Genomic DNA, 24,307 nt, shown 5'->3' on the forward strand with positions numbered 1-24,307 from the left:
GAATGGGACGACTCAGCCGATGGTTCGTCGCCAACATCAACGGCGTCGGCGGGTGGTTCTTCCGCTACCTGTTCACCAACCCGATCCCCTACGCGAGAGCGGGCCTGGATGCGCGCCGGGCGCGCACTATGGCGCGAAACAGCGCTCACCACCAGGAGGTTCAGGTCACCGGCTTCGCCCCGCTGGCGGCGTTTTTGGCCGAGGTCGGACTGATGGGCCCGATCGCGCGCCGCGGCTGGACGCGCAGCGGCTTTCTGTGACCAGCAACGTCCAAGACGTCGTGGTGATCGGCGGCGAAATCGCCGGATTCGCATCGCTGGACCGCGAGGTGATCAGCTCGGTGTTCGACGACAACACCGACACCTGGGCACTGACCACCATCGACGGCGAGACCTGTCGCAGCCGAATCGTCCTCGCCTGCGGGGCGCCGTTCGTCCCGTGGATTCCGGATCTTCCAGGGCGCAACGACTTTGGTGGACCAACGTTGCATGCGGCGGCTCCCGACCCCGATTTCGATCCGGTCGGTAAGCATGTCGCGGTAATCGGCTCCGACGCCGCCGCCGGGCGGTTCATCGAGTTGATGGCCGCATCCGCGGCGTCGGTCGAGGTCTTCCCCCATCCGGCGCGGCGGGTCATCCGCAGGACCAGGCGATGGCCACGCCGCGACCCGTCGGCCGACGTGGTGATATCGACCATCGACACCCTGACGGCGTCGGGCATCCGCACTCACGACGGCGCCCACCATGACGTCGACGCGATCGTCTACGGCACCGGGCTGGCCATCGCGGATCGCGACGAAACGCTGGCCGGCACCGGCGGGCTGAGGATTCAGCAGGCCTGGCGTGACGGTATGGAGCCCTACCTCGGAATCGCGGTTCACGGTTTTCCCAATTATTTTTTCGTCGCCGGCCCCGACACCGAAACCGCGGCGCGGAACATCGCCTTGTGCCTGCAGCTGATGACACGCGCTGGCACCAGCCGAATTGACTTGCGCCGCAGTACTCAACACGTGTTTAACGAGCGGGTCCACCTGCGCCGGCCACGACGTCGGCCGGCGGCATCGGCATTCGACCTGTCCTCGGCTACCGCAATGCGCGACGACACCTACGACGGCACCGCCACACTGACAGTGGACGACACGCCCCGGCAGGTGCGGGTGCGCCTGACCGGCCACGTCGACCCAATCGACGGCCAATACCATTGGCAGGGAACTGTTTTCGGCGAGTTTCTGGCCGATGTTCTCAAGCAGACGCGGGCGGTGAGGCTGGCTGTCGGTGAGTGCAGCGCGCCGGCACGCATCACCGAGCTAACACCACAGGGCACCCACGCGATCGCCGGCGTGGGAGCACCGCCGTTCACCCCAGCAGACGTCGAACTCACTGTGCCGCAGCTGTAAACGGCGTGCCCCTTTGGGGCGCCGGAAAACCCGGGTATTCTAGATCCTCAACGCGGTTAACGTTGGCGCCTCGGTCGGCTGGCTCGCTGACGCCCACACCGCACGCAGGGAGCCAGATGACTAGATCGGTGAGTGCGCTCACCATTTCCAGGGACACCCTGGACTCCGCGTGCCTACTCACCGTCGACGGCGTCCTGGACAGCAGCGCCTACGTGAAGCTGCGGAACCGCGTGACCAAGGCGGCGCTGGACGGACCGTGTGCGGTCATCGTCGACGTCAACGCGCTCAACGTGCGGACCCCCTCGGCGTGGTCAGTATTTATCAGCGCACGTTGGAATCTCGGCACCTGGCCCAACGTCCCCATCATCCTGGTGTGCGCGGACCCCGGCCAACGCAAGACCATCGCACGAATCGGCGTCGCGCGTTACGTGCCGGTGCACGCAACTCTTGAGTCAGCGATGAGTGCAGCCGCCGACCACGCTCGGCGTGCCCGCCAGCGGACCCGTGCGGAGCTGCCGGCGTCGCTCACCAGCCTGCGGCAGGCGCGGGCGATGGTGGCGGAGTGGCTGGCGGGTTGGTCGCAGGCTCCGCTCATCCCGGTAGCGACCGTGATTGTCAACGAGTTCGTCCAGAACGTGCTGCAACACACCGCCAGCGCACCGGTGGTGGCGCTGGAAACCGACGGCATCACGATCACCGTCGAGGTACAGGACGACAGTTCGACTCCACCGGGACGTCGCGAGGATCCGGCCGGTGGTCTCGACCGGGTATCCGGGCTGGCGATCATTGCCGCTGCGTCTCGCACCTGGGGCAGCAAACCGACGCCCCACGGAAAGACGGTGTGGGCAGTCATTGGTCCGGAAAACCGGCTCTAAGCTAAGACCTTTCTGGCCTCGCCAGCTCGGATTGGCGACGCTGACCGTGGGTGATAGCCACCGCCCGGTACACGTCCGTCTGACTGGCCATCTCGACCCGATTGACGGGCCAATGCCATTGGCAGGGAACCATTTTCGGCGAATTTCTGGCCGATGCTCTCAAGCAGACGCGGGCGGTGACACTGGCCGTCGGCGAGCGCAGCGCACCGGCACGCATCACCGAGCTAACACCACAGGGCACCCACTCGATCGCCAGGGTGGGAGCACCGCCATTTGCGATCGACGATGTCGGACTCACCGCACCACAGCCGTAGATACCACTCGCCCCTGCCGGGCAGCCAAAACCCCGATAGGGTGGAAGATCCCCCGCTAGCGAGGTTGGTTGCTCCGCATAGCGGGTACGCGCCCACAGTGGCGAACAAAAAGAGCGCCCTCAACGTGGTTGCCGTCGGTGCCTCGGCCGGTGGGGTCGAGGCACTCACCCATTTCGCCGCCAGACCTGCCCGATGCCGTACTGGTTGTCCTGCACATGCCCGCCGGGACGCCGAGCGCACTGCCTTGCCGCACGCGCGTGATATGGAGGTCGAAGGCGCCCTGAGGCCGATGAAGCCGAGCAGGCCATCTCGATACTGAGCCAACGAGTGACGGAGATGTACTTAAAGTAAGGAGAGTGCGCTGGTTAGCAAGGCTAGTCAGTTGGTGGTTTCCGCGGACACCGTGGACACCGCAACGCTGCTGACCGTCGATGGCCTGCTGGACAGCGGCACGTACTTGAAGTTGCGCGACTGCATCATCAAGGCGGCGCTGGACGAACCGCGGGCCGTGCTTGTCGATGTCACCTCGCTCGACGTCCCGACCCCCACGGCGTGGTCGGTATTCACCAGTGCGCGCTGGCACGTCAGCTTCTGGCCGGACGTGCCGGTGATCTTGGTCTGTGCGAATGCGGACCGCCGGGCAGACATCACCCGCAACGGCCTCACGCGCTATGTGCCGGTGCATCCCGACGTCGCGGCCGCGCTGCGCGTACTCGGCGACAATCCTCAACGCAACCAGGTTCGCACCGAACTGCCCGCCGCACTGGCCAGCCTGCGCAAGGCGCGTGAACTGGTCGGAGAGTGGCTGGCAGCGTGGTCGCAGGCCCAGCTCATCCCGGTAGCCACGGTGATCGCCAACGTATTCGTCGAGAACGTACTGCAACACACCGAGAGCTCGCCGGGTTTGCGGTTGGAGACCAACGGCTGGACCGTCACCGTCGCCGTGGACGACGGGAGCTCGAAGCCCGCGGCCAGGCACGAGGACCCCCTGCATGGCGGGGACCAGGTGTCCGGGCTGGCGATCGTGGCTGCGGTGTGCCGGTCCTGGGGCAGCACACCGACGCCGTCCGGAAAGACGGTATGGGCGGTTATCGGCCCGGAAAATCAACTCTGACGCCTCGCAAGCGCACCCTTTAGCATCGGCTGGGGATCCGATCACAGGAGGCGACGTGCGGTTCAGCTACGCGGAGGCGATGACCGATCCGACCTTCTACATCCCGCTGGCCAAGGCCGCCGAGGCGGCCGGATACGCCGGCATGACGATCCCGGACAGCATCGCCTATCCCTTCGAATCCGATGCGAAGTACCCGTACACGCCGGATGGCAGCCGCGAATTCCTGGACGGCAAGGCATTCATCGAGACGTTCGTGCTGACCGCCGCGCTGGGCGCGGTCACGACCACGCTGCGGTTCAACTTTTTCGTGCTCAAGCTGCCGATCCGGCCACCGGCGCTGGTGGCCAAGCAGGCGGGTTCGCTGGCGGCGCTGATCGGCAACCGGGTGGGGGTGGGCGTGGGCACCAGCCCGTGGCCGGAGGACTACGAGCTGATGGGTGTTCCGTTCGCCAAGCGGGGCAAGCGGATTGACGAATGCATCGAAATCGTGCGCGGACTGACCACCGGTGACTACTTCGAGTTCCACGGCGAGTTCTACGACATCCCCAGGATCAAGATGACCCCGGCGCCCACCGAGCCCATCCCGATTCTGGTCGGCGGGCACGCCGGTGCGGCGCTGCGCCGCGCGGCTCGCGCCGACGGGTGGATGCACGGCGGCAGCGACCCGGCGGAACTCGACCGGCTGATCACGCGGCTCACCCGGTTTCGCGAAGAAGAAGGCAAAACCGGCCCATTCGAGATCCACGTGATCTCGCCCGACGCGTTCACCCTCGACGGCATCAAGCGACTGGAGGACAAGGGCGTCACCGACGCCGTCGTGGGATTCCGGATGCCCTACATCAACGGACCCGACACCGAGCCGCTGGACACCAAGATCCGCAACCTGGAGATGTTCGCCGAGAACGTGATCACCAAACTCTAACCGCTACAGCGGATCCCACACCGCTGTCCGCTTCTCCCGGTGCGCCAGGGCGGCCTCGACCGGATTGTTGGTGAATCCGGTGATGATCTGGGTGCGGTTCTCGATCTCCTTGGCGTGCCGCAGGCTCGGGGCGTCCAGCGCGGCGTTGAGGCCGATCTTGGTCTGCCACACGCCGTACGCGTTGTTGGCGACGATCAAGCGGGCCATGCTCAGCGCCGCCGTCATCAGCTCGTCCGGTGCCACCACCTCATGTACCAGCCCGATCCGATACGCCTCGCCGGCCTCGATGATCCGGCCGGTCAACATCAGTTCTCGCGCCGCGCCGGCGCCGACGATCTTCGGCAGCAGGTAACTGGTGCCCATGTCCATCGACGAGAACCCCGCCTTGATGAACGCCGAGCCGAACCGCGCTTGTCGGGAGGCGATTCGGATGTCGCAATGCAGGGCGAAGGCCAGCCCGCCTCCGACCGCGACACCGTTGACCGCCGCGATCACCGGAATGGGCAACTCATAGAGCCGGGTCAGTTGATCGGCCAGCCGCACCTGGGCGTCGTAGTTGGTCTTGAACGCAGCGGCTGCCGGTTTCGCCGGTCTTGTCCAAGGCTCACCGGTGCCGCTGAGGTCCGCGCCGGCGCAGAATCCGCGTCCGGCGCCGGTCAGGATCGCCACCCGAAATTCGCCGTTGTCCAGCGCATCCAACGTCTCGTCCATGCCGTCGATCAGCGCGCCGTCGATCGCGTTCAGGCGTTCCGGCCGGTTGAGCGTGACGCAAGCGATTTGGTCTTCGAGTGTTTTCAGTTCGACAGCTGCCATAACAGCATCGTAGGGGGCCGGCGGCTTTAGCCGTCGGGGGAATCGGGGCTGGTGACCGGTGTTGTTTCGGGGGTTTGTCGGTGTCGTTTCGTAAGGTGCGAAGCATGTCCGAGCGCCGGTTTCGCCGTAACCCTGGAGGGGTGTGCTCGCTGGGGCTGCACCTGGTGTGGTGTCGGAAGTATCGACGCCGGATTCTCGGCGGGCGGGTAGCGGCACGCTGTGGTGAGTTGTTGGAGCAGATCACCGTTGGGCACGGATGGGAGATCGTGGCCAAAGAAGTGATGGCTGATCACGTGCACCTGTTTGTGCGGGTCGGTCCGGCCGGCGCGCCAGCGCCGGTGGTGCGGGGGTTCAAGGGCCGTATTGCGCGGATGTTGCGTGCTGAGTTCCCGTATCTATCGAACCGCGCGAAGGTGTTGTGGTCGGCGTCGTATTTCGCCGCGTCGGTCGAGTATGTCTGGGAGTCGACGGTGTGCCGCTACATCGAGCATCGGTGGGACGCGGTGTTGGCCTCATGAGACGCGCCTACGTGTTTCGGCTGCGCCCGACCGCACGCCAGCACATTGCTTTGGCGGCGTGTGTGGACGCCCACCGCGAGCTCTACAACGCCGCTTTGCAGGAGCGCCGGGACGCCTGGGCGCACAGTAAGACCCGTATCTACTACGGAGATCAGTCCGCTCAGCTGACCGAGATCCGGGCGGCGCGCCGCGATCAGGCGGTGTGGTCGTTTTCGTCCCAGCAGGCCACGCTGCGACGGTTGAACACGGCGTTCGCCGGGTTTTTCCGGCGGCTCAAGACAGCCAGGCCCGGCGTCAAAGCGGGCTATCCCCGGTTTAAGGGCACGGCCCGGTTCGACAGTGTGCAGTGGCCTAAAGACGGTGATGGCGCCCGCTGGCTCCCAGAGGCCAAGCGCGTGTATTTGCAGGGCATCGGCCAGGTCAAGGTCCACCTACACCGACCGGTTGTGGGGCGGGTGAAGACAATTCAGATCAAACGGCAAGGGCGACGCTGGCTTTTGGTGTTGTCTTGCGATGAGGTCCCCACGAATCCGCTGCCCGCGACCGGCTGCGACGCTGGCGTCGATGTCGGGATCGTCAGTTTCGCCACCACCAGCGACGGCGAGCACATCGACAATCCGCGCTGGGGACGCGCTGCCGCGCAGCAGCGACTGGCCCGCGCCAAGCGGCGGTCGCGCAACCGGGACCGCAGGCGAGAAACAGTCGCTGCCCGGCATCGTAAGATCGCCAGCCAGCGCAAGGACTTTCACCACAAGCAGGCCCGCGAGCTCGTGGCACGCTATGACCTACTGGTGGTGGAGGATCTGCAGATCGCCAACATGTTGCGGCGGGCCAAACCCGTTCCCGACCCCGACAATCCCGGCCAGTTTCTGAAGAACGGTGCCAGGGCGAAGTCCGGGCTTTCGAGGAGTATCAGTGACGCCGGCTGGGGCCGGTTCGTTTCGGTTCTGCGCGCCAAAGCGGAAGAAGCTGGGCGCACCTGGATTGAGGTGGACCCCCGGCACACGTCGGATGGCTGCGAAAAATGCGGGTATGCAGCCGCCGAAAACCGCGTCACCCAAGCGGACTTCGTCTGCCAACGATGTTCGCATCGCGCCCAAGCAGACCAGATGGCCGCCCGCAACATTCTACGGGCTGAACTGGCCCTTCACGCCCAAGCAGCGTGAGAAGAAGCCGACGGCATCCAGCCGTCGGAGAAGTCACAACAGAACCGTAGGCGTGCGCGCGTGCGCGCGTGCGTGTGCGACTCTGTGTCTGCTGGCGATCCTGGTAAGGAGCTGTGCATGACTGAAGACATCGTCTCCGACGCGGTAATCGCCGCGATGTCCCCGGCGCAGCGTCGCGACTTGGTTCATCGGCTGCAAAAATCTTCCGATGAACCCTTGCCTCCGACGGCCTACGAGCGAGAGCGGCGAATCCGTCTCGGGGTGATGACCAGCGGCGCGTTGGCGTTGATCCCGTGGATAGCCTATCTGGGCGTCACCCTGCCCAATACCTACGTCGCGCACAACTGGCCGGCAACCTGGGTGGGATTCGACATCCTGCTGGTCACGTTCATGGGAGCCACCGCGGTGCTCGGCTTCCTGCGCCGCCAGGTGCTGATTCTCTCCGCGTTCACCACCGGGATCCTGCTGATCTGCGACGCGTGGTTCGACGTCATGACCGCCGGCCCGAGCGACGTGTGGGTGTCGGTCCTGACCGGTGTGTTCACCTTGCCGCTCGCGGTCATTCTCATCACCGGCACGCTGCGCATCGTGCGAATGACCGCGACCCGATTCTGGATGATCGAGCCCGGAACACCGCTGTGGCAACTGCCGTTGCTGCCGTGATCGTTGTCAGTTGCTGTGTTTGGCGAACCACTCGGCTTGCATCGCCAGCAGCGGCAACGCTTCCAACTGCGGCGTGTCCGGGTCCAGTTCGCGGTAGCGCTGATAGACGTTGACCACCACACGTTCGGCGTCCAGCCAGGCCGCATACTCGCCAAGCTCGATGGTGTCGGCCGCCTCCGCGAACGGTAAGCCTTTGCGGTAAGCAGCCTCGGCCTGTTCGTTGACGTGCGCGAGGTAGCCACGCACCGCGCGGATGCCGTCCGGACCGCTGACCGGGCCGTGGCCTGGCACCACGGTGGCCGCATCGAGTGCGAGCATCGCGTCACAAGCCGCGATCCAGTTGGCGATCGGCCCGGCCCACAAGATCGGCGTACAGCCGATGAACAGCAGATCCCCGGCGAACAGCACTCCGGCGTCGGGGACGTGCACGACCGAGTCGGCGGCGGTGTGCGCCGGTCCCAGGTTCAAGAGGCGTACCTCGCGGCCGCCGACCGCGATGGTCAGCTCCTCCTCGAACGTCTGGTCGGCGTTGCGCAGCGTGATACCGCTGAAGTCAAAGGGCCCGAATCGATTTCGCACATACTGGGTGGCAACCGGACCGAGGTCGGCGGTCTGGGTCATCGCCAGCATCTCGGGGGGCATACCGTGGGCGATCTCCTCCGCGGTGCCTTTGGCGGCGATGACTCGCACCGAGCGGTCCAGCAGTTGGTTGCCATGGGTGTGGTCCCCGTTGGAGTGGGTGATCAGCACATCGGTGATCGGCGCGTGGTCGGTGATCGGTTGCATAGCGGCCAGCATTTCGCGGGTCAGGGCGAGGTCGAAGAGCGTGTCGACGAGTAGCGAAGCCCCGTCGCCGGCCACCAGTCCGGCGTTGCTCCAGCCGTATCCGCCGTCGGGCAGCGTCCACGCCCATACCCGGTCGGCCACTTCCTGCAGCCCGCGGGTGTAGGGCACCTTCGCCGCTGCGCGGTTGACGCGGGGCTTGTCGGGCCGGGCGTCCGGATTGCGACGGGGCGATAGCCGGTGCGGGGCCGGGCTGTGCCGCACGGTTTGACGGGTCTCCCCCAACCCCTGGACTCGTAACGTGACGACGTCGCCGTCGTGCAGCCAGCCGGGGAAGGATTGCGGGTCGGCGAGGTGCTCGACGAGAGTGCAGGTGGGCACTGTTCCCGAGCCGATCACATCACCCGGGGTGAGCATTACCCCGCGGGAGGCGTAGCAGATGACTTCGCCGAAGCTCCAGTCCATCGTGCCGGTGGACCCGGACCCGATCACCGTGTCGTTGACCAACGCGGTCACCTCGAGTGCGAGCTTGCCGTCGCGGAAGTAGGGCTCCAGCTCGTCCGGGGTGACCAGATACGGCCCCAGCGTGACCCCGCTGTCCTTGCCCTTGGCCTGCCCGATCGCCAGCTGGCCCTCCAGTTGCTGCAGGTCGCGCGCTGACCAGTCGTTGAAGATCGTGTAGCCGATGATCGCCTGTTCGGCCTCGGCCACCGACAAGTCCTTGCCTGCTGTTCCGATAACCGCCGCGATCTCCAATTCGAAGTCCTGCCAGGCACTTCCGGGCGCCATCGGCGCGTCCTCATACGGGCCGAGGATGGTTGACGGGCAGGCAAAGTAGAGCGCGGGGATCCGGTACCAGGTGTCTTTGAGTGTCCGACCGCCGCCCATCGCCGCGAGGCAATTGCGCATGTGGTCCAGGAAGCACAGGCTGTCACGCACCGACGGCGGACGCGGGATCGGCGCCATCAGCGTGACCTCGTCGAGACGCATGACGGTGTGCGGTGACTGCAGTGCATTTTCGCCTGCTGCACGCAATCCCGCTGCGCCCCGCCCGACCAGCTCGAGGAGTGTCACGCCCGGCGGTATCGCGTGGATCGCTTCGCCGGAAATGACTCCAGTGCGTTCGCCGTCATCGCCTCGATAAGTCACCCAGCGCATCCTGATTTACTCCCTCGATGCTTTTGCCACACTTCAACATATCCGGGCGCAACACGCACGGCTGCCCACGCCGCCGAGGCGATCACGGCCAGCCCGCTCCCGGCACGTCAACTTCGAGGGAGAAGACCTGGCCCGTACCCGGCGACACCGGCTCCGATTCGGTCATGCCGCGCCAGTTCGCCGCCACCATGAACAGAGTTGTGCCGTCGGGGCCGCCGAGAGCGCATGCGAAACAGCCCCGGTCCAGTTCGACAGTCTGTAGCACTGCGCCGCCCTCGGCCACGCGCACGCATCGATGGTTGGGGACGTCGGCGTACCACACCGCATCATGCGCGTCGATACAGATGCCGTCGGGCGTGCCCGCTGCGAGGTCGGCCCACACACGTCGGTTGGACAGCCCGGCATCCGCGCCGATGTCGAAAGCCACCAGCTGATGACGGTACGAGTCGGCGACGATCAGGGTGGCGTTATCCGCGGTCACCGCCATCCCGTTGGGAAATGCGATGTCGTCCGCGACTCGGCGCACCAAGCCGTCCAGCGTGGCCAGATGAACGGAACCAGGTGCAAACTTCTCCCCGGCCATCGGGTCGAAGCCGACGCGGTTGACGTACGCATTTCCGCGACCGTCGATAACGATGTCGTTCCAGCCTGATTCTCCGAGGTCGGCATGAGTGACCAGGGACCCGTCGGGTTCGCTGCGCAACAGTCGGCCATCGTGGGACGAAACGATCACCAATCGCCCATCCGGTAGCCATGCGGTGCACAGTGGAAGCGACTTCACCTGTGCGACCACGACGCTATCCCCCGCGAGGTCGAGCGCGAGGACCTCGCCCGCCGTCCAGTCGGAGACGTAGAGTCGGCCACCGTGCCAGCGCGGCGATTCGAGCAGGCCACGACCGCTGAGCAGCGTCCGTACCCCGTTCATCCGCATCACTTCCCTTCTCCTGATCTGGCGCGCGGTGGCGACGCGAGACCTGCTGCCGGATGATGGTTCCTGAAACGACCGAAGGGATTGCAGTGATCAAGATCGTATTCTGCTTGCGGCGCCTGCCCTCGCTCTCGTCGGAGGAGTTCTACCGATACTGGCTGGAACGTCATGCACCGCTCGTCCGTGAACACGCCGGCGCGCTGCGGATTCGCCGCTACACACAAGGCCACGCTTTCACCGATCCGCGACTCGCGGCGGCGGTGGACGCTCGTGGCTGCCAAGTGCAACCGTACGACGGTGTGGCAGAAGTGTATTGGTCCAGTGTCGACGATTTGGTCGACGCCGCAAGCACCGACGAGGGTCGGACGGCGGGTAGGGCGCTGCTGGCTGACGAGCGGAAGTTCATCGACCTTCCGAATTCCGCCCTGTTCTACGCTCATGAGCATGGGATCGTGTCCGAGTAGGGATGCCGCGGCTACCACGATCCGTCCCAGCTGATGTCCACCGGTTCCTTGTCTGGCCGCAACCCCCGCCAGCTGGGTTGACGCAGTCGGCCGTCCGATGTCCATTCGCTATAGCGGACTTCGCCGACCAGCGTCGGCTGCACGAACGTCACACCCTTAGCGTCGCGACTGGGAAGTGGTGCGTCGAAAGGGGATTCGTCGGTGTGCAGCGGCGCCAGCGTCTTTTTCAGATTCGCCAGATCGCGTTCGGTGAAGCCGGTGCCGACCCGACCGGCGAAATGCAGACCATCCGCCGTGGGGATACCCGTTATCAGTGAGCCGATGCCGCTGGTGCGCCCACCTTCGCCGGCGCGCCAGCCGCCGATGACGACTTCCTGGGTCTTCCAATGCTTGTCCTTGATCCAGGACGCCGAGCGATGGCCGGGCTGGTAGGTGGAGTCGCGTTTTTTGGCCATCACGCCTTCCCAGCGGTGCTTGCGCGAATACTCCAGCGCCTCGGCACCGTCGCCGGGCAGCAATTCGGGAACGACGAGACCGCTACCGCCGGCCAATGTCTCCAGGACACGGCGGCGGTCGCGGTAGCGGGCCCGGAGCAGTGATCGGCCGTCCAGGTACAGCAGGTCGAATGCCCGGAACTCGATGCGGGTGGAGCGGGCCCGGTTTTGCATTTCCGAGAATCGCGGCACCCCGGATTCATCGAGCGCGACGACCTCACCGTCGAGCACGGCGTGATGATCGGCGAGGCCGACTGCCAGCGACCGTAATTGCGGATACTCGCCGGTGACGTCGCGCCCGCTGCGGGATCGCAGCCGCAGGGCGCCGTGGTCGACGTCCACCAGCAGCCGGTAACCGTCCCACTTGGCCTCGAACGCCCACTGCGTTGCCTTTAGTTTCGTCACCGATCCGTGGGTGGCCAGCATCGGGGCCAGCTCATCGAAGTCGAAGACCTTTTGGTCTTTCATCCGGTGCGCCAGCCACTGGTCGCCGTTGGTCTGGATCAGCGCGTAGCGACCGGAGATCCGGTTGCCGTGCAACGTGACGATCACCTCCCCATCTTCGGCGGAGTCGCGGAACTTCTCGGTGTCATAGGTGCCGGAGTCCCAGATGATCACCCTGCCGGCGCCGTATTCGCCCTTGGGGATGGCGCCCTCGAACGTGGCGTATTCCAGTGGATGGTCTTCGGTGTGCACCGCCAAATGATTGACCGAGGTGGTCTCCGGCAGGTTTTTCGGCACCGCCCACGACACCAGCACGCTGTCGCGTTCCAGCCGGAAATCGTAGTGCAGCCGCCGCGCGTGATGCTCCTGGATCACGAACGTATCGTTTTGCCCGGTAGCGGGTTCTGCGGTAGGCACCGGCTCGGGTGTTTTCGCCGCGTCGCGCATGCTGCGGTACTTTCCCAGTCGATTACGCTGCGCCACAGGGGGATCCAGTGCCACCAGTAGATCGCCATCGCTATCGACACGCGTAAGCACCTCGCCGTAGCGCAATTGGCGAAGCTTGGGGTCGTCGAGTTCGTCCCAGCTGCGCGGTGCGGCGACGGTGGGTTGATCGCGGCCGCGCAGCGAATACGGCGCGACGGTGGTCTTCGACCCGTTGTTCTGGCTCCAGTCGACGAACACCTTGCCCGGTCGGAGGCTCTTGGTCATCGTCGCGGTGACCAGCTTCGGCATCGCCTTCTCCAGCTGCTGAGCAACACGTCTGGCCAGCACGGTGGTGCCTCGACTGCTCACCGGCTTGTCCAGCGGCGTGTAGAGGTGCAAGCCCTTGCTGCCGCTGGTGAGCGGGTAGGTGGTCAGCCCGATATCGGCGATCAGGTCCCGCACCGCGCGAGCCACCTCAGCGAGTTGGGCCATCGTCACGCCTTCGCCGGGATCGAGGTCGAACACCAAACGCGTTGCCGGGCCTGGCTTCCCGTCGACGAAACGCCACTGCGGCACGTGCACCTCCAACGCGGCCTGCTGCGCGATCCAGGCCAATCCGTCGACGCTGTCGATAAGGGGATACGTCGTGGTGCCGGACCGGTGGGTGACGCTGCCGCGGGGCAGCCAGCCGGGCGCCGACGAAGCCAGCTGCTTCTCGAAGAACGACGGCTCGGTGACGCCGTTGGGCCAGCGCTTGCGGGTGACCGCGCGCCCGGCTATGTGCGGGAGCATCGCATCGGCGATGCCGGTGTAGTAGCCGAAGATATCGGCCTTGGCGGTTCCGGTGATGGGGTAAAGCACTTTGTCGGCGTTGGTCAGTTGCACCCGCGGCGCCATGACGCTAAACCTACGCCAACACCTTGGTGTGGCGAATGCCACTATGTCGGTTGAAACGGCTGTTCACGACAGCCAACGGGATGTAACGGTTTCGCGCTCGCTCACCGACTCCCTTCACACGAAGGTGTACTTTTGCGAGCACTGGGGTAGGCAGGGAGTCTATGCCCAATGTCGTACCCCTGGACCGCACCGACAGCCTCCCGCTGAGCGACGCCACATTGCGCGAGCATTCGCAACGAATCGACGTGCCAACCTATGACAGGTCGGCCCTTGCGCGGGGTGTCGTTCATATCGGCGCCGGCAACTTTCATCGCGCGCATCAGGCCGTTTACTTCGATGACCTTGCCCGCTCAGGAATTTCCCAGCAGTGGGGGATCGCCGACATCAGTCTTCGCGGCCGCAAGATGAAAGATTCACTGGCAGCGCAGGATGGCCTCTACACCGTTGTGCAACGCGACCATGACCGCCAAACGGCCCGCGTGGTCGGCTCGATCGACCGCCACTATTACGCACCGCACGACAGCGCTGCTGTCCGCGCTGCCCTGGTCGATCCCCAAACCCGCATCGTCAGCCTGACGATTACCGGCAACGGGTATTTCCTGGACCCGCGTACCGGCGAGTTCGACGCTGCCAAGCGCGACGTGCGTGCCGATCTTGCCGCACCGAAGCGCTCGAACTGCTTTGCCACCACGTGGGCATACCTGGCCGAGGCACTCGAGGAGCGCCGCCGCGCCGGTATTGCCCCGTTTACGGTGCTCTGCTGTGACAACTTGCCCGACAACAAGCCGGTGGCGCGAACCGCGCTGGTGTCGTTCGCCGAGTTGCGCGACCCCAGCCTTGCCCGCTGGATCGACAAACATGTCGCATTCCCGTCGACCCTGGTCGACCGGATCACCCCACGGACCTCAAACAAGGAACGCCGATTCGTCGAGCGCACGTTTGGCATCGTGGACAACTGGCCGGTGGTGACCGAACCGTATAGTCAGTGGATAATCGAGGACAGCTTCTGTCACGGCCGCCCGCCGCTTGAGGAGGTCGGTGCCCAGTTCGTGGCCGATGTCAGCGACTACAAGCTTGTCAAGACCCGCCTGCTCAACGCGTCCCATATCGCGCTCGGGTGTCTGGGCACGCTGGCCGGCTACCAGCGCATCGACGAAACGATGAGCGACCCGGTCATCTTCGGTTACGTCGAGCAGCTCATGCGTGATGAGATTCAGCCACTGCTACCAGCGGTGCCCGGGATGAACACGCGCGACTATCGCAACATGTTGCTCACCCGGTTCAGCAATCCGCTCATCAGCGACAAGTTGTCGCGGCTGGCTCGTCGGGGATCGGAGAAGATGCCGGCGTTTGTGCTGCCGTCGCTGCACGAGGCGATCGCGCAGGGCAAGCCGCACACTCTGCTGATGTTGGCCTTGGCCGGGTGGGCCCGCTACCTGCGCGGCTATGACCTCAAGGGCCACGAGATCCACATCGAAGACCCGCACTCAGAGGTGCTGAGCACCTCAGCGACCAGCGGAGGAAACAACCCCGATCCGTTGCTGCAACACGACATCTTCACCGACCTACGCTCGGTGCCCACCTTTGCGGAGCGCCTCGGCGACATGATTGCCGACATCGATGAGCGCGGCGTGCTGCCCACACTGCGCCAAGCGTTGGCGGGCACTGCGTCGGAGCTAGCGTGATGAACCGGCGGGGGCTGGCGGTTGTGCGCCGATTCGACCCTGCGCCAATCACCACCGTGCTCTGCGACGCCGATGACAACCTGTTTCCTTCCGAGGGACCGGCCTTCGCCGCCTCGGTCGAGGTGATCAATCGCTTCCTGGCCAGGTTCGGCGTGCCGGCCCCAGTTACCGCCGAGGAACTGCGCAAGCAGGCCACCGGAAAAAACTTCCGCAGCACCGCCCTCGACCTCGCTGTGCTGTGCGAAGTGCCGGTCGAGCAGACGCTGACATCCGGGCGTCCCGCTGCCGTTGTCGCCTCACCGGGCGACGTGGCAACCGATCGCGCGCTGTGCGCCGACGAACTCGAGCAATGGGTGCGCCGGGAACGCGAGCACGTCACCGCACATCTGGCCGCCACCCTGAGACCAGACCCGCAGGTGCTTGCTCCGCTGCAAGCTCTCGCTTCGCGGTATGCATTGGCAGCGGTCAGCTCCAGTGCCGGCAAGCGTCTGGATGCCTGCTTCGCCGCCACCGGCCTCGATCCACTCATCCCGGCGCCGCTGCGTTTCAGCGCGGAAGATTCCCTTCCTGTGCCGACGAGCAAGCCCGACCCGGCGGTGTATCTGCACGCCGGCGAGGTGCTGGACATCGAGGCCGACCACGGCCTGGCCATCGAAGACTCCGTGCCCGGCGTCACCTCCGCAGTCGCGGCCGGCTACCCCACCGTCGGCAACCTGATGTTCGTGCCCACCGACGAACGTCCTTGCCGCAGTGCTGAACTGATCGACGCCGGGGCAGTCGCGATCATCGACTCGTGGCGCGCTCTCACTGATGCTCTTTTGTCGTGGCCGCGATCATGTGGACCGACCGGTCCAGCAACCAACCCCAGGGGAACTCATGACGCAAAACTTCGCCACAGCGCTGTCGCCACCACCTGCGAAACAACCTACGAAACTGAGTAATGCCACGCTGGCAGAGCTACCGATCCCGGGGCCAAGCTATGACCGCGACGGCGTCGGCATCGGCATCGTCCATTTCGGTGTCGGGGGATTCCACCGCGCGCATCAGGCCATGTACGTCGAGCAGCTGCTCGAGCAAGGACTGGCGCGTGACTGGGGCATCTGCGGGGTCGGGGTGCTGCCGCAGGACCGCCGGATGAGAAACGTGCTGCGCGCTCAGGATGGCCTGTACACGCTGATCGTCGAGCATCCCGACGGCAGCCGCGAGGCGCGGGTGATCGGATCGATCATCGACTACCGCTACGCGCCCGACGATCCCGACGCGGTGATCGAACTGCTCGCGGCACCAACCACCCGGATCATCTCGATGACGATCACCGAGGGCGGCTACCAGGCCGACGGACCGGCGTTTCCTTTGATCGCGGAAGCCCTCGCCCGCCGTCGCGACCGCGGCGTCGCCTCGCCGACGATCGTCTCGTGCGACAACATCGAGTTCAACGGCGAGGTCGCGCGGCGCGCTGTGCTTGCGGCAGCGCATGATTGCACTGGGCTAGCCGAATGGATCACGGCGAATACCCGGTTTCCGAATTCCATGGTTGACCGGATCACCCCCGCCATCACACCGCGGGCGGCGAGGGCAGTTCGGCGCGACTTCGGTGTCGACGACCGGTGGCCGGTGATGACCGAGCCATTCACCACGTGGGTCTTGGAAGACGACTTCGCCGACGCCAGGCCACCGTTGGAAGAAGCGGGCGTACTGCTGGTCGACGACGTGGACCCCTACGAGTTCATGAAGCTGCGGTTGCTCAACGCCGGGCATCAGTGCTTGTGCTACTTCGCTTACCTATGCGGGCATCAGTTCGTCCACGACGCGGTCAACGACCGGCCTCTCGCTGAATTCCTGCGTGCCTACTGGCATTCCGAGGCTATCCCGACATTGGCCGACGTACCCGGTGTCGAACTGGCTGACTACACCGACACGCTGATGAGGCGCTTCGCTAACCCGGAAATTCTCGACAGCATCGAACGAATATGCAGCTATTCGTCGGATCGCATTCCAAACGAGCTGCTTCCGGTGATCCGCGACAACCTGACGACCGGCGGGCCGATTAGGCTGGCGTCCGCGGCGGTGGCAAGTTGGGCCCGTTACGCCGAGGGCGTCGACGAGTACGGCGCACCGATCCAGGTCATCGACCAACTGGCCGACTCGCTGGTGCCGATCGCCCGCTCGCAACGAGACAACCCGACTGCGTTCATCGAAAACACCGAGTTGTTCGGGGATTTGGCGGACCAGCCACGGTTTGTCGAGGCGTACCGCTGGGCGCTGGAGTCGTTGCACCACAACGGCGCTCAGGCGACGCTGGAGGCTTTAGTGCGATGATCCGTGGGCTGGTGATCGGCGAATCGCTGATCGACATCGTCGAACGGGACGGACAGGTCATCAGTGAGCACGTCGGAGGTAGCCCACTCAACGTCGCCGTCGGACTGGGCCGGCTGGGCCGCGACGTCGATCTGCTGACTCATATCGGTGACGACGAGTACGGCAGACGCATCCTCGACTACGCCAATACTGCTGGCGTACAACTTGTTCCGGGGAGTGTGGCGGCTCCCCGAACGCCGACGGCGCAGGTGACGGTCGACGATAACGGTGTGGCCGACTACGTTTTCGACCTGGAGTGGCAGCTGTCCGGCACACCTGTGGCGGCTCCGCCCGTTGTCGTGCACACCGGATCGATCGCCGCCGTGCAAGAGCCGGGCTGCCTGGCGGTTGCGGCCCTGGTCGACACGTATCACCCGTCGGCCACGGTCAGTTTCGATCCCAATGTGCGTCCGACGTTGATCATCGACTCCGACCTTGCCCGCGAACGCATCGAGCATCTCGTCGAGCGCAGCGACGTCGTCAAGGTCAGCGAGGAGGATCTGCGCTGGCTCCACCCCGACCGCCAGCCCGAGTTGATCGCCCGCACCTGGCTTGGGCTGGGCCCCTCGATAGTCGCGGTGACGTTGGGCGAGGGTGGCGCTGCGGCGTTCTGTGCGGCGGGCGAGACTCGGGTGGACGCCATAGCGGGGCGGGTGGTCGACACTGTCGGCGCCGGTGATGCGTTTATGGTCGGTCTGATCGACGCGCTGTGGAGCATGGGGCTGTTAGGTGCCGAGCGGCGCGGCGAGTTGCGCCGGATCGGGCTGGACTCGCTGACCGGCGCGTTGCGGGTGGCCGACGTGTGTGCGTCGTTGACGGTCGCCCGGAAGGGTGCTGACCTGCCGGACCGCGCCGCAGTGGATGCCGCCGCCAGCTAATCTATCGCTTGCATGACAACGCAAGGGCATGCCTACCGGCTCGCCGCGTGGGCGGGACGCATCGGCGCGACAGCGACCGACACCAACGAAACGGCTCTGCAGAAGCGTCTCGTCGTCGTGCTGTGCGCGGGAACCTTACCGCTGACCGCGCTGTGGAGCGCGATCTACCTTTTTATGCAGGTTCCGACTGCCGCTGCGGTACCGGCCTTCTATACGGTCTTCACGTGCGCGAACACCGGAATCTTCGCCTGGACCCGCAATCTGGAGTTCTACCGCTTCACCCAACTGCTGCTGATCCTGATCCTGCCGTGGTTGGTGACGATCGCGCTGGGCGGCTTCCGGCAGTCCAGCGTGGTGATCATCTGGGCGGCACTGTGTCCGCTGGGTTCGCTGCTGCTCGAAGAACTGCGGCGCACACTGCTCTGGATTGTGGGCTTCGTCGCGCTGCTGGCCGTGACCGCACTGCTGCAGCCCCATCTGAGACCCGCGAACCTGCCCGACACGTTCGTCACGTGGTTCTTCGCGCTCAACGTCGGAGCGGTGATCGGGATCGTGTTCGGACTGCTGTATTACTTCGTCGGCCGCCGGAACTTCTTCCAGGAACGTTCGGAGTTGCTGCTGCTCAATATCCTGCCCAGAGAGATCTGCGAGGCGCTCAAGGTCGAACCGCGCGCGATCGCCGCCCACTACGAGGACGCCAGCATCCTGTTCGCCGACATCGTCGGGTTCACCCCGATGGCGGCGACCATGATGCCGCTGCGCCTGGTCGACCTGCTCAACGACGTGTTCGAGTGCTTCGACGAACTCGTCGACAAGTACGACCTGGAAAAGATCAAGACGATCGGTGACTGCTACATGGTGGCCGCCGGCGTACCACGCCCTCGCCCCGATCACGCGCAGGCGCTGGTCGACCTGGCACTCGACATGCAGGCTGAGATCGGCCGGCGGGCGTTCGGCGGACGCCGGCTCGCCTTCCGCATCGGCATCAACTCCGGCCCGGTGGTCGCCGGCGTGATCGGCCACAAAAAATTCATCTACGACCTCTGGGGCGAGACCGTGAACATGGCGAGCCGGATGGAGTCGCATGGCCAAAGCGGCATCATCCAAATCACCCGCAATACCTTCGACCTCGTCTGCGGTGAATTCGATTGCGAGCCTCGGGGGCTGATCGACGTCAAGGGAGCCGGGCGCGTCGAATCGTGGTGCGTTGTCGGGAGGAAACCCGCTGGCGCGGCGCTGATGGCCCAGTGATCCACCGCCCAGCGGGCATACTGGCTGTATGCGGTCCATCTGGAAGGGCTCGATCTCCTTCGGGCTGGTGAACGTCCCGGTCAAGCTGTACACCGCGACCGAGGACCATGACATCAAGTTTCATCAGGTGCACGCCAAAGACAACGGACGCATCCGGTACAAGCGGGTGTGTGAGGTGTGCGGCGAGGTGGTCGAGTACCGCGATCTCGCGCGGGCCTACGAATCCGACGACGGCCAAATGGTGGTGATCACCGACGACGACATCGCGACGCTGCCCGAGGAGCGCAGCCGCGAGATCGAGGTGCTGGAATTCGTTCCGGCCAGCGAGCTCGACCCGATGATGTATAGCCGCAGCTACTTCTTGGAGCCGGACGGCAAGTCATCGAAGTCGTATGTGCTGCTGGCCAAGACGCTGGCCGACACCGATCGGGTGGCGATCGTGCATTTCGCGTTGCGCAACAAAACCCGGCTTGCGGCGTTGCGGGTCAAGGACTTCAGCAAGCGCAACGTGATGGTGATCCACACGTTGTTGTGGCCCGATGAGATCCGCGACCCCGACTTCCCGATACTCGACAAGAAGGTCGACATCAAACCGGCCGAGCTCAAAATGGCCGGCCAGGTCGTCGAGTCGATGGCCGACGACTTCAACCCCGACCGCTACCACGACGACTATCAGGAACAGTTGCACGAGCTGGTCCAGGCCAAACTCGAAGGCGGGGAAGCCTTCACCGTCGAGGAGCAAGCGACCGAACTCGACGAGACCGAGGACGTCTCCGACCTGCTGGCCAAGTTGGAGGCCAGCGTAAAAGCACGCTCCGGCGCCAAGAAGTCGGCGGCGAAAAAGGCGCCCGCCAAGAAGGCCAAGGCCAAGGCCTAGCTTCTGGCATTGACTCTGCGCTGACGGCGCATCCCACTCGCACTTCTGCGCAGTAGACGCAGAGCCAACGCAGAAACTAGAACCTGTTACCGTGACGCCCGTGATACTCGACAAATTCCGGCTCGATGACAAAGTCGCCGTCATCACCGGCGGCGGTCGCGGCCTCGGCGCGGCCATCGCCCTGGCTTTCGCGGACGTCGGCGCGGACGTCGTGATCGCCTCCCGCACCCAATCCGAATTAGATGCCGTCGCCGACCAGGTCCGCGCCACCGGCCGCCGCGCCCACGTCGTCGCCGCCGACCTGGCCCATCCCGAGGCGACCGCGGAGCTGGCCGGCCGGGCCGTCGACGCCTTCGGCCGGCTGGACATCGTCGTCAACAATGTCGGCGGCACCATGCCCAACGCGCTGCTCAACACGTCGACCAAGGACCTCAAAGCCGCGTTCACCTTCAATGTCGGCACCGCCCACGCGCTGACCACCGCGGCGGTGCCGCTGATGCTCGAGCATTCCGGCGGCGGCAACATCATCAACATCACCTCGACGATGGGCCGGGTAGCCGGACGTGGTTTTGCCGCCTACGGCACCGCCAAGGCCGCACTCGCCCACTACACCCGGCTGGCCGCGCTGGATCTGTGCCCGCGGATCCGGGTCAACGCCATCGCGCCGGGGTCGATCGCCACCTCGGCGCTGGACATCGTCGCCTCCAACGACGAGCTGCGCGCGCCGATGGAGAAGGCGACACCACTGCGCCGCCTCGGCCATCCTGACGAGATCGCCGCCGCCGCCGTGTATTTGGCGTCGCCTGCCGGCAGCTACCTGACCGGCAAGGTACTCGAGGTCGACGGCGGCATCACCTTTCCCAATCTCGACCTACCGATCCCGGACCTATGACCATGACTATCCGCGTCGTCCAGATCGGCACCGGCAACGTCGGAGCCCACGCATTGAAGGCACTGATCACCAACCCGCAATTCGAACTCACCGGTGTGTGGGTGTCGTCGGAGTCCAAAGCCGGCAAAGACGCCGGAGAGCTTGCCGGCCTTGATGTCTCCACCGGCGTCACAGCATCAAACGACCTGGACGAGGTGCTGGGCAGGAGCCCGCAGTGCGCGGTTTACACCGCGATGGCCGACAACCGGCTGCCCGAGGCGCTCGACGACTACCGGCGCATCCTGGCCGCCGGGATCAACGTCGTCGGCAGCAGCGCGGTTTTCCTCCAGTACCCGTGGCAGGTGCTTCCACAGGAGATGCTCGCTCCGCTGGAAGAGGCTGCACGAGAAGGTGGTTCGAGCCTATTCGTCAACGGCATCGATCCCGGATTCGCCAACGACCTGCTGCCGCTGGCGTTGGCGGGCACCTGCCAGAGCATCGAGCAGATCCGCTGCATGGAGATCGTCGACTACGCCACCTACGACAGCGCGACAGTGATGTTCGACATCATGGGGTTCGGCAAGCCGATCGACGAGATCCCGATGCTGCTGCAGCCCGGGGTGCTGAGCCTGGCGTGGGGCTCGGTGGTGCGTCAGCTTGCTGCCGGGCTGGGCGTCGAACTCGACACGGTCGAAGAGATGTACGTGCGCGAACCGGCACCCGAGGACTTCGAAATCGCCGCGGGCCATATCCCCAAGGGCAGCGCCGCCGCACTGCGGTTCGAGGTGCTCGGACTGGTCAACGGCGATCCCGTCGTCGTCCTGGAACATGTCACCCGATTGCGGGACGATCTGCGCCCGGACTGGCCGCAGCCCGCCCAGCCCGGCGGCTCCTACCGCCTCGAGATCACCGGCGAGCCGTCGTACGCCGTCGATATCTGCTTGAGCAGCCCTAACGGCGACCACAACCATGCCGGGCTGGTCGCCACCGCGATGCGGATCGTCAACGCGATCCCCGCCGTGGTGGCCGCGCCGCCGGGCATCCGGACCACCCTGGACCTGCCGCTGGTCACCGGGCGCGGCCTCTACACTCCGGGCTGAATGTTTCGGTTAACCTAACTTCGCTATTCGTAGACCGGAAAGTGGGTTGGGTGGCACAGGAGACCCGGGTCCCGCCCAAAACGGGCTGGTATCTGCTCGGACCGGCGTTCGTCGCCGCGATCGCCTACGTCGACCCGGGCAACGTGGCGGCCAACGTCACCGCCGGCGCGCAGTTCGGCTTCTTGCTGCTGTGGGTCGTCGTAGCCGCGAACGCGATGGCCTGCTTGGTGCAGTACCTGTCGGCAAAGCTGGGACTGGTAACCGGGCGCTCGCTTCCGGAGACCGTCGGAGCGCAGTTGAACCGCCCGGCCCGGTTGGCCTACTGGGCGCAGGCCGAGATCGTGGCGATGGCCACCGACGTCGCCGAAGTGATCGGCGGAGCGGTCGCACTGGGCATCCTGTTCCACCTGCCGCTGCTGATCGGCGGGACGATCACCGGGGTGGTGTCGTTGCTGCTGCTGGGGATCCAGGACCGGCGCGGCCAGCTGTGGTTCGAGCGGGTCATCACCGGGCTGCTGCTGGTCATCGCGATCGGTTTCACCGCCAGTTTCTTCGTTGCGACACCCCCACCGGGTGATGTGGTCGGTGGGCTGCTGCCCCGATTCCGCGGCACCGAAAGCGTGCTGCTGGCCGCCGCGATGCTGGGCGCCACCGTGATGCCGCACGCCGTCTATCTGCACTCCGGGTTGGCCCGCGACCGGCACGGACATCCCGACCCGGGGCCGCACCGGCGTCGACTCCTGCGCGTCACCCGGTGGGACGTCGGGCTGGCGATGATCGTGGCCGGCGGGGTGAACGCGGCGATGCTGCTGGTCGCAGCGTTCAACATGGCCGGTCGCGGCGACACCGCGTCGATCGAAGGCGCCTATGCTGCGGTGCGCGACACGGTGAACCCGACGATCGCGGTGTTCTTCGCGATCGGATTGCTGGCGTCGGGATTGGCGTCGTCATCGGTGGGTGCCTACGCCGGCGCGATGATCATGCAGGGTTTGCTCTACCGGTCGGTGCCGATGCTGTTGCGCCGGCTGGTCACCCTGGCGCCGGCGCTGCTGATCCTGGCCGGCGGGTTCGACACGACCCGCATGCTGGTGCTTTCGCAGGTCGTGCTGTCGTTCGGCATCCCGTTCGCGCTGATTCCGCTGGTCCGGTTGACCAGCGACCACGCGCTGATGGGCGTCGACGTCAACCACCGCGTTACCACGGGTGTTGGTTGGGTAGTCGGCGTAATGGTTAGTCTGCTTAATGTGGTGCTGATCGTCCTGACCGTGCACGGCTGAATGCGTGCCGGCCGTCATACCTACTTCGCGTACGGGTCGAACCTGTGCGTCAGCCAGATGGCGCGGCGGTGTCCGGATGCGTTCGACCCGCGGCCGGCCGTACTGGGCAACCACGACTGGCTGATCAACCAGCGTGGGGTGGCCACCGTCGAACCATTTGCCGGTACGCAGGTCCACGGGGTCCTCTGGCAGCTTTCCGATCACGACCTGGCCACCCTGGACAGCGCCGAGGGCGTGCCGCGGCGCTATCGCCGTGACCAGCTGACCGTGCAAACCGACGACGGACCGTCGACCGCGTGGGTCTACATCGATCACCGGGTCAATGCGGGTGTCCCACGCCCGGGCTATCTCGAGCGCATCATCGACGGCGCAATCCATCACCGGTTGCCGGGGCGCTGGATCGACTTCCTGCGCCGGTGGGATCCGGCTCACTGGCCTCGCCCGCTCTCCCGGCCCACATCGCCTGCGCCGCAGTCGTTTTCCGAGTTGCTGTCCGATGCCTGGGTGAGCGAGGTCAGCAGGCTGCGGTCGCGTTTCGGTTTTCTCGCCATTCACGGCGGCGGCCTGGAGCAGATGACCGACACGATCGCCAAACGCGCCGCCGACGCCGCTGACGCGTCGGTGTATCTGGTGCG

The 24,307-nt window shown here is 65.5% G+C and carries 22 protein-coding genes and 2 pseudogenes; 20 read left to right on the plus strand and 4 right to left on the minus strand.

The annotated features are described in order from the left end of the window. The 6 genes and pseudogenes from ACRDTL_RS02700 to ACRDTL_RS02725 form a co-directional block, all read left to right on the plus strand. A partial coding sequence (locus ACRDTL_RS02700) for a diiron oxygenase (protein WP_431505182.1) occupies nucleotides 1-260 on the plus strand: 260 nt, incomplete at its 5' end. After that, nucleotides 257-1,396, plus strand: a complete 1,140-nt coding sequence (locus ACRDTL_RS02705) for a DUF4873 domain-containing protein (RefSeq protein WP_431505183.1) — start codon at nucleotides 257-259, stop codon at nucleotides 1,394-1,396. The genes ACRDTL_RS02700 and ACRDTL_RS02705, both read left to right, overlap by 4 nt. A 116-nt stretch (nucleotides 1,397-1,512) precedes the next feature. Continuing rightward, nucleotides 1,513-2,271 (plus strand): STAS domain-containing protein, encoded by a 759-nt coding sequence (locus ACRDTL_RS02710; protein WP_431505184.1) that lies wholly within the window; start codon nucleotides 1,513-1,515, stop codon nucleotides 2,269-2,271. A 28-nt stretch (nucleotides 2,272-2,299) separates the two neighbouring features. Continuing rightward, nucleotides 2,300-2,585 (plus strand): annotated as a pseudogene (locus ACRDTL_RS02715) (DUF4873 domain-containing protein); the annotation flags it as partial. A 361-nt stretch (nucleotides 2,586-2,946) separates the two neighbouring features. Further along, a complete protein-coding gene (locus ACRDTL_RS02720; protein WP_431505199.1) occupies nucleotides 2,947-3,699 on the plus strand; it encodes an STAS domain-containing protein in 753 nt (250 codons plus the stop codon). 55 nt (nucleotides 3,700-3,754) lie between these two features. Beyond that, nucleotides 3,755-4,621 carry an LLM class flavin-dependent oxidoreductase gene (locus ACRDTL_RS02725; RefSeq protein ID WP_431505185.1) on the plus strand — a complete coding sequence of 289 codons (867 nt, stop codon included), beginning with the start codon at nucleotides 3,755-3,757 and terminating at the stop codon, nucleotides 4,619-4,621. A 3-nt stretch (nucleotides 4,622-4,624) separates the two neighbouring features. Here the strand turns inward: ACRDTL_RS02725 and ACRDTL_RS02730 are convergent, their stop codons facing one another. Next, a complete protein-coding gene (locus ACRDTL_RS02730) occupies nucleotides 4,625-5,434 on the minus strand; it encodes an enoyl-CoA hydratase/isomerase family protein (protein WP_431505186.1) in 810 nt (269 codons plus the stop codon). A 104-nt stretch (nucleotides 5,435-5,538) separates the two neighbouring features. On the opposite strand from ACRDTL_RS02730, the gene tnpA reads away from it, so the two are divergent. The 3 genes from tnpA to ACRDTL_RS02745 all read left to right on the plus strand — a co-directional run bounded on the left by tnpA (nucleotide 5,539) and on the right by ACRDTL_RS02745 (nucleotide 7,781). Beyond that, on the plus strand, nucleotides 5,539-5,952 hold the full coding sequence (gene tnpA / locus ACRDTL_RS02735) for an IS200/IS605 family transposase (protein ID WP_431505187.1): 414 nt from the start codon (nucleotides 5,539-5,541) through the stop codon (nucleotides 5,950-5,952). Then, complete coding sequence (locus tag ACRDTL_RS02740) at nucleotides 5,949-7,118, plus strand: RNA-guided endonuclease InsQ/TnpB family protein (RefSeq protein ID WP_431505188.1); 1,170 nt, start codon at nucleotides 5,949-5,951, stop codon at nucleotides 7,116-7,118. The genes tnpA and ACRDTL_RS02740 overlap by 4 nt, the downstream gene beginning before the upstream one ends. A gap of 117 nt (nucleotides 7,119-7,235) precedes the next feature. Beyond that, nucleotides 7,236-7,781 carry a hypothetical protein gene (locus ACRDTL_RS02745; protein WP_431505189.1) on the plus strand — a complete coding sequence of 182 codons (546 nt, stop codon included), beginning with the start codon at nucleotides 7,236-7,238 and terminating at the stop codon, nucleotides 7,779-7,781. A 6-nt stretch (nucleotides 7,782-7,787) separates the two neighbouring features. On the opposite strand, the gene ACRDTL_RS02750 is transcribed toward ACRDTL_RS02745, so the two are convergent. Together ACRDTL_RS02750 and ACRDTL_RS02755 are read right to left on the minus strand one after the other, a co-directional pair. Then, a complete protein-coding gene (locus ACRDTL_RS02750; RefSeq protein WP_431505190.1) occupies nucleotides 7,788-9,722 on the minus strand; it encodes a fumarylacetoacetate hydrolase family protein in 1,935 nt (644 codons plus the stop codon). Nucleotides 9,723-9,804: 82 nt separating this feature from the next. After that, nucleotides 9,805-10,653 (minus strand): SMP-30/gluconolactonase/LRE family protein, encoded by an 849-nt coding sequence (locus ACRDTL_RS02755; protein ID WP_431505200.1) that lies wholly within the window; start codon nucleotides 10,651-10,653, stop codon nucleotides 9,805-9,807. Nucleotides 10,654-10,739: 86 nt separating this feature from the next. Between ACRDTL_RS02755 and ACRDTL_RS02760 the strand changes: the two genes are divergently transcribed. Beyond that, complete coding sequence (locus ACRDTL_RS02760; protein ID WP_431505191.1) at nucleotides 10,740-11,114, plus strand: EthD domain-containing protein; 375 nt, start codon at nucleotides 10,740-10,742, stop codon at nucleotides 11,112-11,114. 11 nt (nucleotides 11,115-11,125) lie between these two features. Here ACRDTL_RS02760 and ACRDTL_RS02765 read toward each other — a convergent pair whose 3' ends face one another. After that, nucleotides 11,126-13,375 carry an ATP-dependent DNA ligase gene (locus ACRDTL_RS02765; RefSeq protein ID WP_431505192.1) on the minus strand — a complete coding sequence of 750 codons (2,250 nt, stop codon included), beginning with the start codon at nucleotides 13,373-13,375 and terminating at the stop codon, nucleotides 11,126-11,128. A gap of 161 nt (nucleotides 13,376-13,536) precedes the next feature. On the opposite strand from ACRDTL_RS02765, the gene ACRDTL_RS02770 reads away from it, so the two are divergent. The 10 genes and pseudogenes from ACRDTL_RS02770 to ACRDTL_RS02815 all read left to right on the plus strand — a co-directional run. Further along, on the plus strand, nucleotides 13,537-15,060 hold the full coding sequence (locus tag ACRDTL_RS02770; protein WP_431505193.1) for a mannitol dehydrogenase family protein: 1,524 nt from the start codon (nucleotides 13,537-13,539) through the stop codon (nucleotides 15,058-15,060). Then, a pseudogene (locus ACRDTL_RS02775) lies at nucleotides 15,060-15,884 on the plus strand (HAD family hydrolase); the annotation flags it as partial. The gene ACRDTL_RS02770 and the pseudogene ACRDTL_RS02775, both read left to right, overlap by 1 nt. 52 nt (nucleotides 15,885-15,936) lie before the next feature. Further along, entirely contained in the window at nucleotides 15,937-17,379 is a 1,443-nt protein-coding gene (locus ACRDTL_RS02780; RefSeq protein WP_431505194.1) for a mannitol dehydrogenase family protein, read from the plus strand. Beyond that, nucleotides 17,376-18,296: a carbohydrate kinase family protein gene (locus ACRDTL_RS02785; RefSeq protein WP_431505195.1), complete on the plus strand. Its 921-nt coding sequence runs from the start codon at nucleotides 17,376-17,378 to the stop codon at nucleotides 18,294-18,296. Before ACRDTL_RS02780 ends, ACRDTL_RS02785 begins: the two co-directional genes overlap by 4 nt. Nucleotides 18,297-18,308: 12 nt before the next feature. Further along, nucleotides 18,309-19,547: an adenylate/guanylate cyclase domain-containing protein gene (locus tag ACRDTL_RS02790; RefSeq protein WP_431505196.1), complete on the plus strand. Its 1,239-nt coding sequence runs from the start codon at nucleotides 18,309-18,311 to the stop codon at nucleotides 19,545-19,547. A 28-nt stretch (nucleotides 19,548-19,575) separates the two neighbouring features. After that, nucleotides 19,576-20,424: a Ku protein gene (locus ACRDTL_RS02795; protein ID WP_431505197.1), complete on the plus strand. Its 849-nt coding sequence runs from the start codon at nucleotides 19,576-19,578 to the stop codon at nucleotides 20,422-20,424. Between the two features lie 100 nt (nucleotides 20,425-20,524). Then, nucleotides 20,525-21,316: an SDR family oxidoreductase gene (locus ACRDTL_RS02800; RefSeq protein ID WP_431505201.1), complete on the plus strand. Its 792-nt coding sequence runs from the start codon at nucleotides 20,525-20,527 to the stop codon at nucleotides 21,314-21,316. A gap of 2 nt (nucleotides 21,317-21,318) precedes the next feature. Beyond that, the gene (locus ACRDTL_RS02805) at nucleotides 21,319-22,395 is read left to right on the plus strand and encodes an NAD(P)H-dependent amine dehydrogenase family protein (RefSeq protein WP_431505202.1); all 1,077 of its coding nucleotides are present in this window, start codon (nucleotides 21,319-21,321) and stop codon (nucleotides 22,393-22,395) included. Beyond that, entirely contained in the window at nucleotides 22,392-23,672 is a 1,281-nt protein-coding gene (locus tag ACRDTL_RS02810) for an Nramp family divalent metal transporter (protein ID WP_431505203.1), read from the plus strand. The genes ACRDTL_RS02805 and ACRDTL_RS02810 overlap by 4 nt, the downstream gene beginning before the upstream one ends. Continuing rightward, nucleotides 23,673-24,307 (plus strand): gamma-glutamylcyclotransferase (locus ACRDTL_RS02815; RefSeq protein WP_431505198.1); only part of this gene is annotated, 635 nt, incomplete at its 3' end.

Origin of the sequence: Mycobacterium sp., from assembly GCF_050700595.1 — a bacterium.
Taxonomy (GTDB): Bacteria; Actinomycetota; Actinomycetes; order Mycobacteriales; family Mycobacteriaceae; genus Mycobacterium.

What these genes read in the sequence shown, in the direction of transcription:
- ACRDTL_RS02795 (WP_431505197.1), top strand. Translation starts at nt 19,576, where the DNA reads ATGCGGTCCATCTGGAAGGGCTCGATCTCCTTCGGGCTGGTGAACGTC.
- ACRDTL_RS02710 (WP_431505184.1), top strand. Translation starts at nt 1,513, where the DNA reads ATGACTAGATCGGTGAGTGCGCTCACCATTTCCAGGGACACCCTGGAC.
- ACRDTL_RS02780 (WP_431505194.1), top strand. Translation starts at nt 15,937, where the DNA reads ATGACGCAAAACTTCGCCACAGCGCTGTCGCCACCACCTGCGAAACAA.
- ACRDTL_RS02740 (WP_431505188.1), top strand. Translation starts at nt 5,949, where the DNA reads ATGAGACGCGCCTACGTGTTTCGGCTGCGCCCGACCGCACGCCAGCAC.
- ACRDTL_RS02745 (WP_431505189.1), top strand. Translation starts at nt 7,236, where the DNA reads ATGACTGAAGACATCGTCTCCGACGCGGTAATCGCCGCGATGTCCCCG.
- ACRDTL_RS02750 (WP_431505190.1), bottom strand. Translation starts at nt 9,722, where the DNA reads ATGCGCTGGGTGACTTATCGAGGCGATGACGGCGAACGCACTGGAGTC.
- ACRDTL_RS02790 (WP_431505196.1), top strand. Translation starts at nt 18,309, where the DNA reads ATGACAACGCAAGGGCATGCCTACCGGCTCGCCGCGTGGGCGGGACGC.
- ACRDTL_RS02730 (WP_431505186.1), bottom strand. Translation starts at nt 5,434, where the DNA reads ATGGCAGCTGTCGAACTGAAAACACTCGAAGACCAAATCGCTTGCGTC.
- ACRDTL_RS02755 (WP_431505200.1), bottom strand. Translation starts at nt 10,653, where the DNA reads ATGCGGATGAACGGGGTACGGACGCTGCTCAGCGGTCGTGGCCTGCTC.
- ACRDTL_RS02805 (WP_431505202.1), top strand. Translation starts at nt 21,319, where the DNA reads ATGACTATCCGCGTCGTCCAGATCGGCACCGGCAACGTCGGAGCCCAC.
- ACRDTL_RS02770 (WP_431505193.1), top strand. Translation starts at nt 13,537, where the DNA reads ATGCCCAATGTCGTACCCCTGGACCGCACCGACAGCCTCCCGCTGAGC.
- tnpA (WP_431505187.1), top strand. Translation starts at nt 5,539, where the DNA reads ATGTCCGAGCGCCGGTTTCGCCGTAACCCTGGAGGGGTGTGCTCGCTG.
- ACRDTL_RS02765 (WP_431505192.1), bottom strand. Translation starts at nt 13,375, where the DNA reads ATGGCGCCGCGGGTGCAACTGACCAACGCCGACAAAGTGCTTTACCCC.
- ACRDTL_RS02785 (WP_431505195.1), top strand. Translation starts at nt 17,376, where the DNA reads ATGATCCGTGGGCTGGTGATCGGCGAATCGCTGATCGACATCGTCGAA.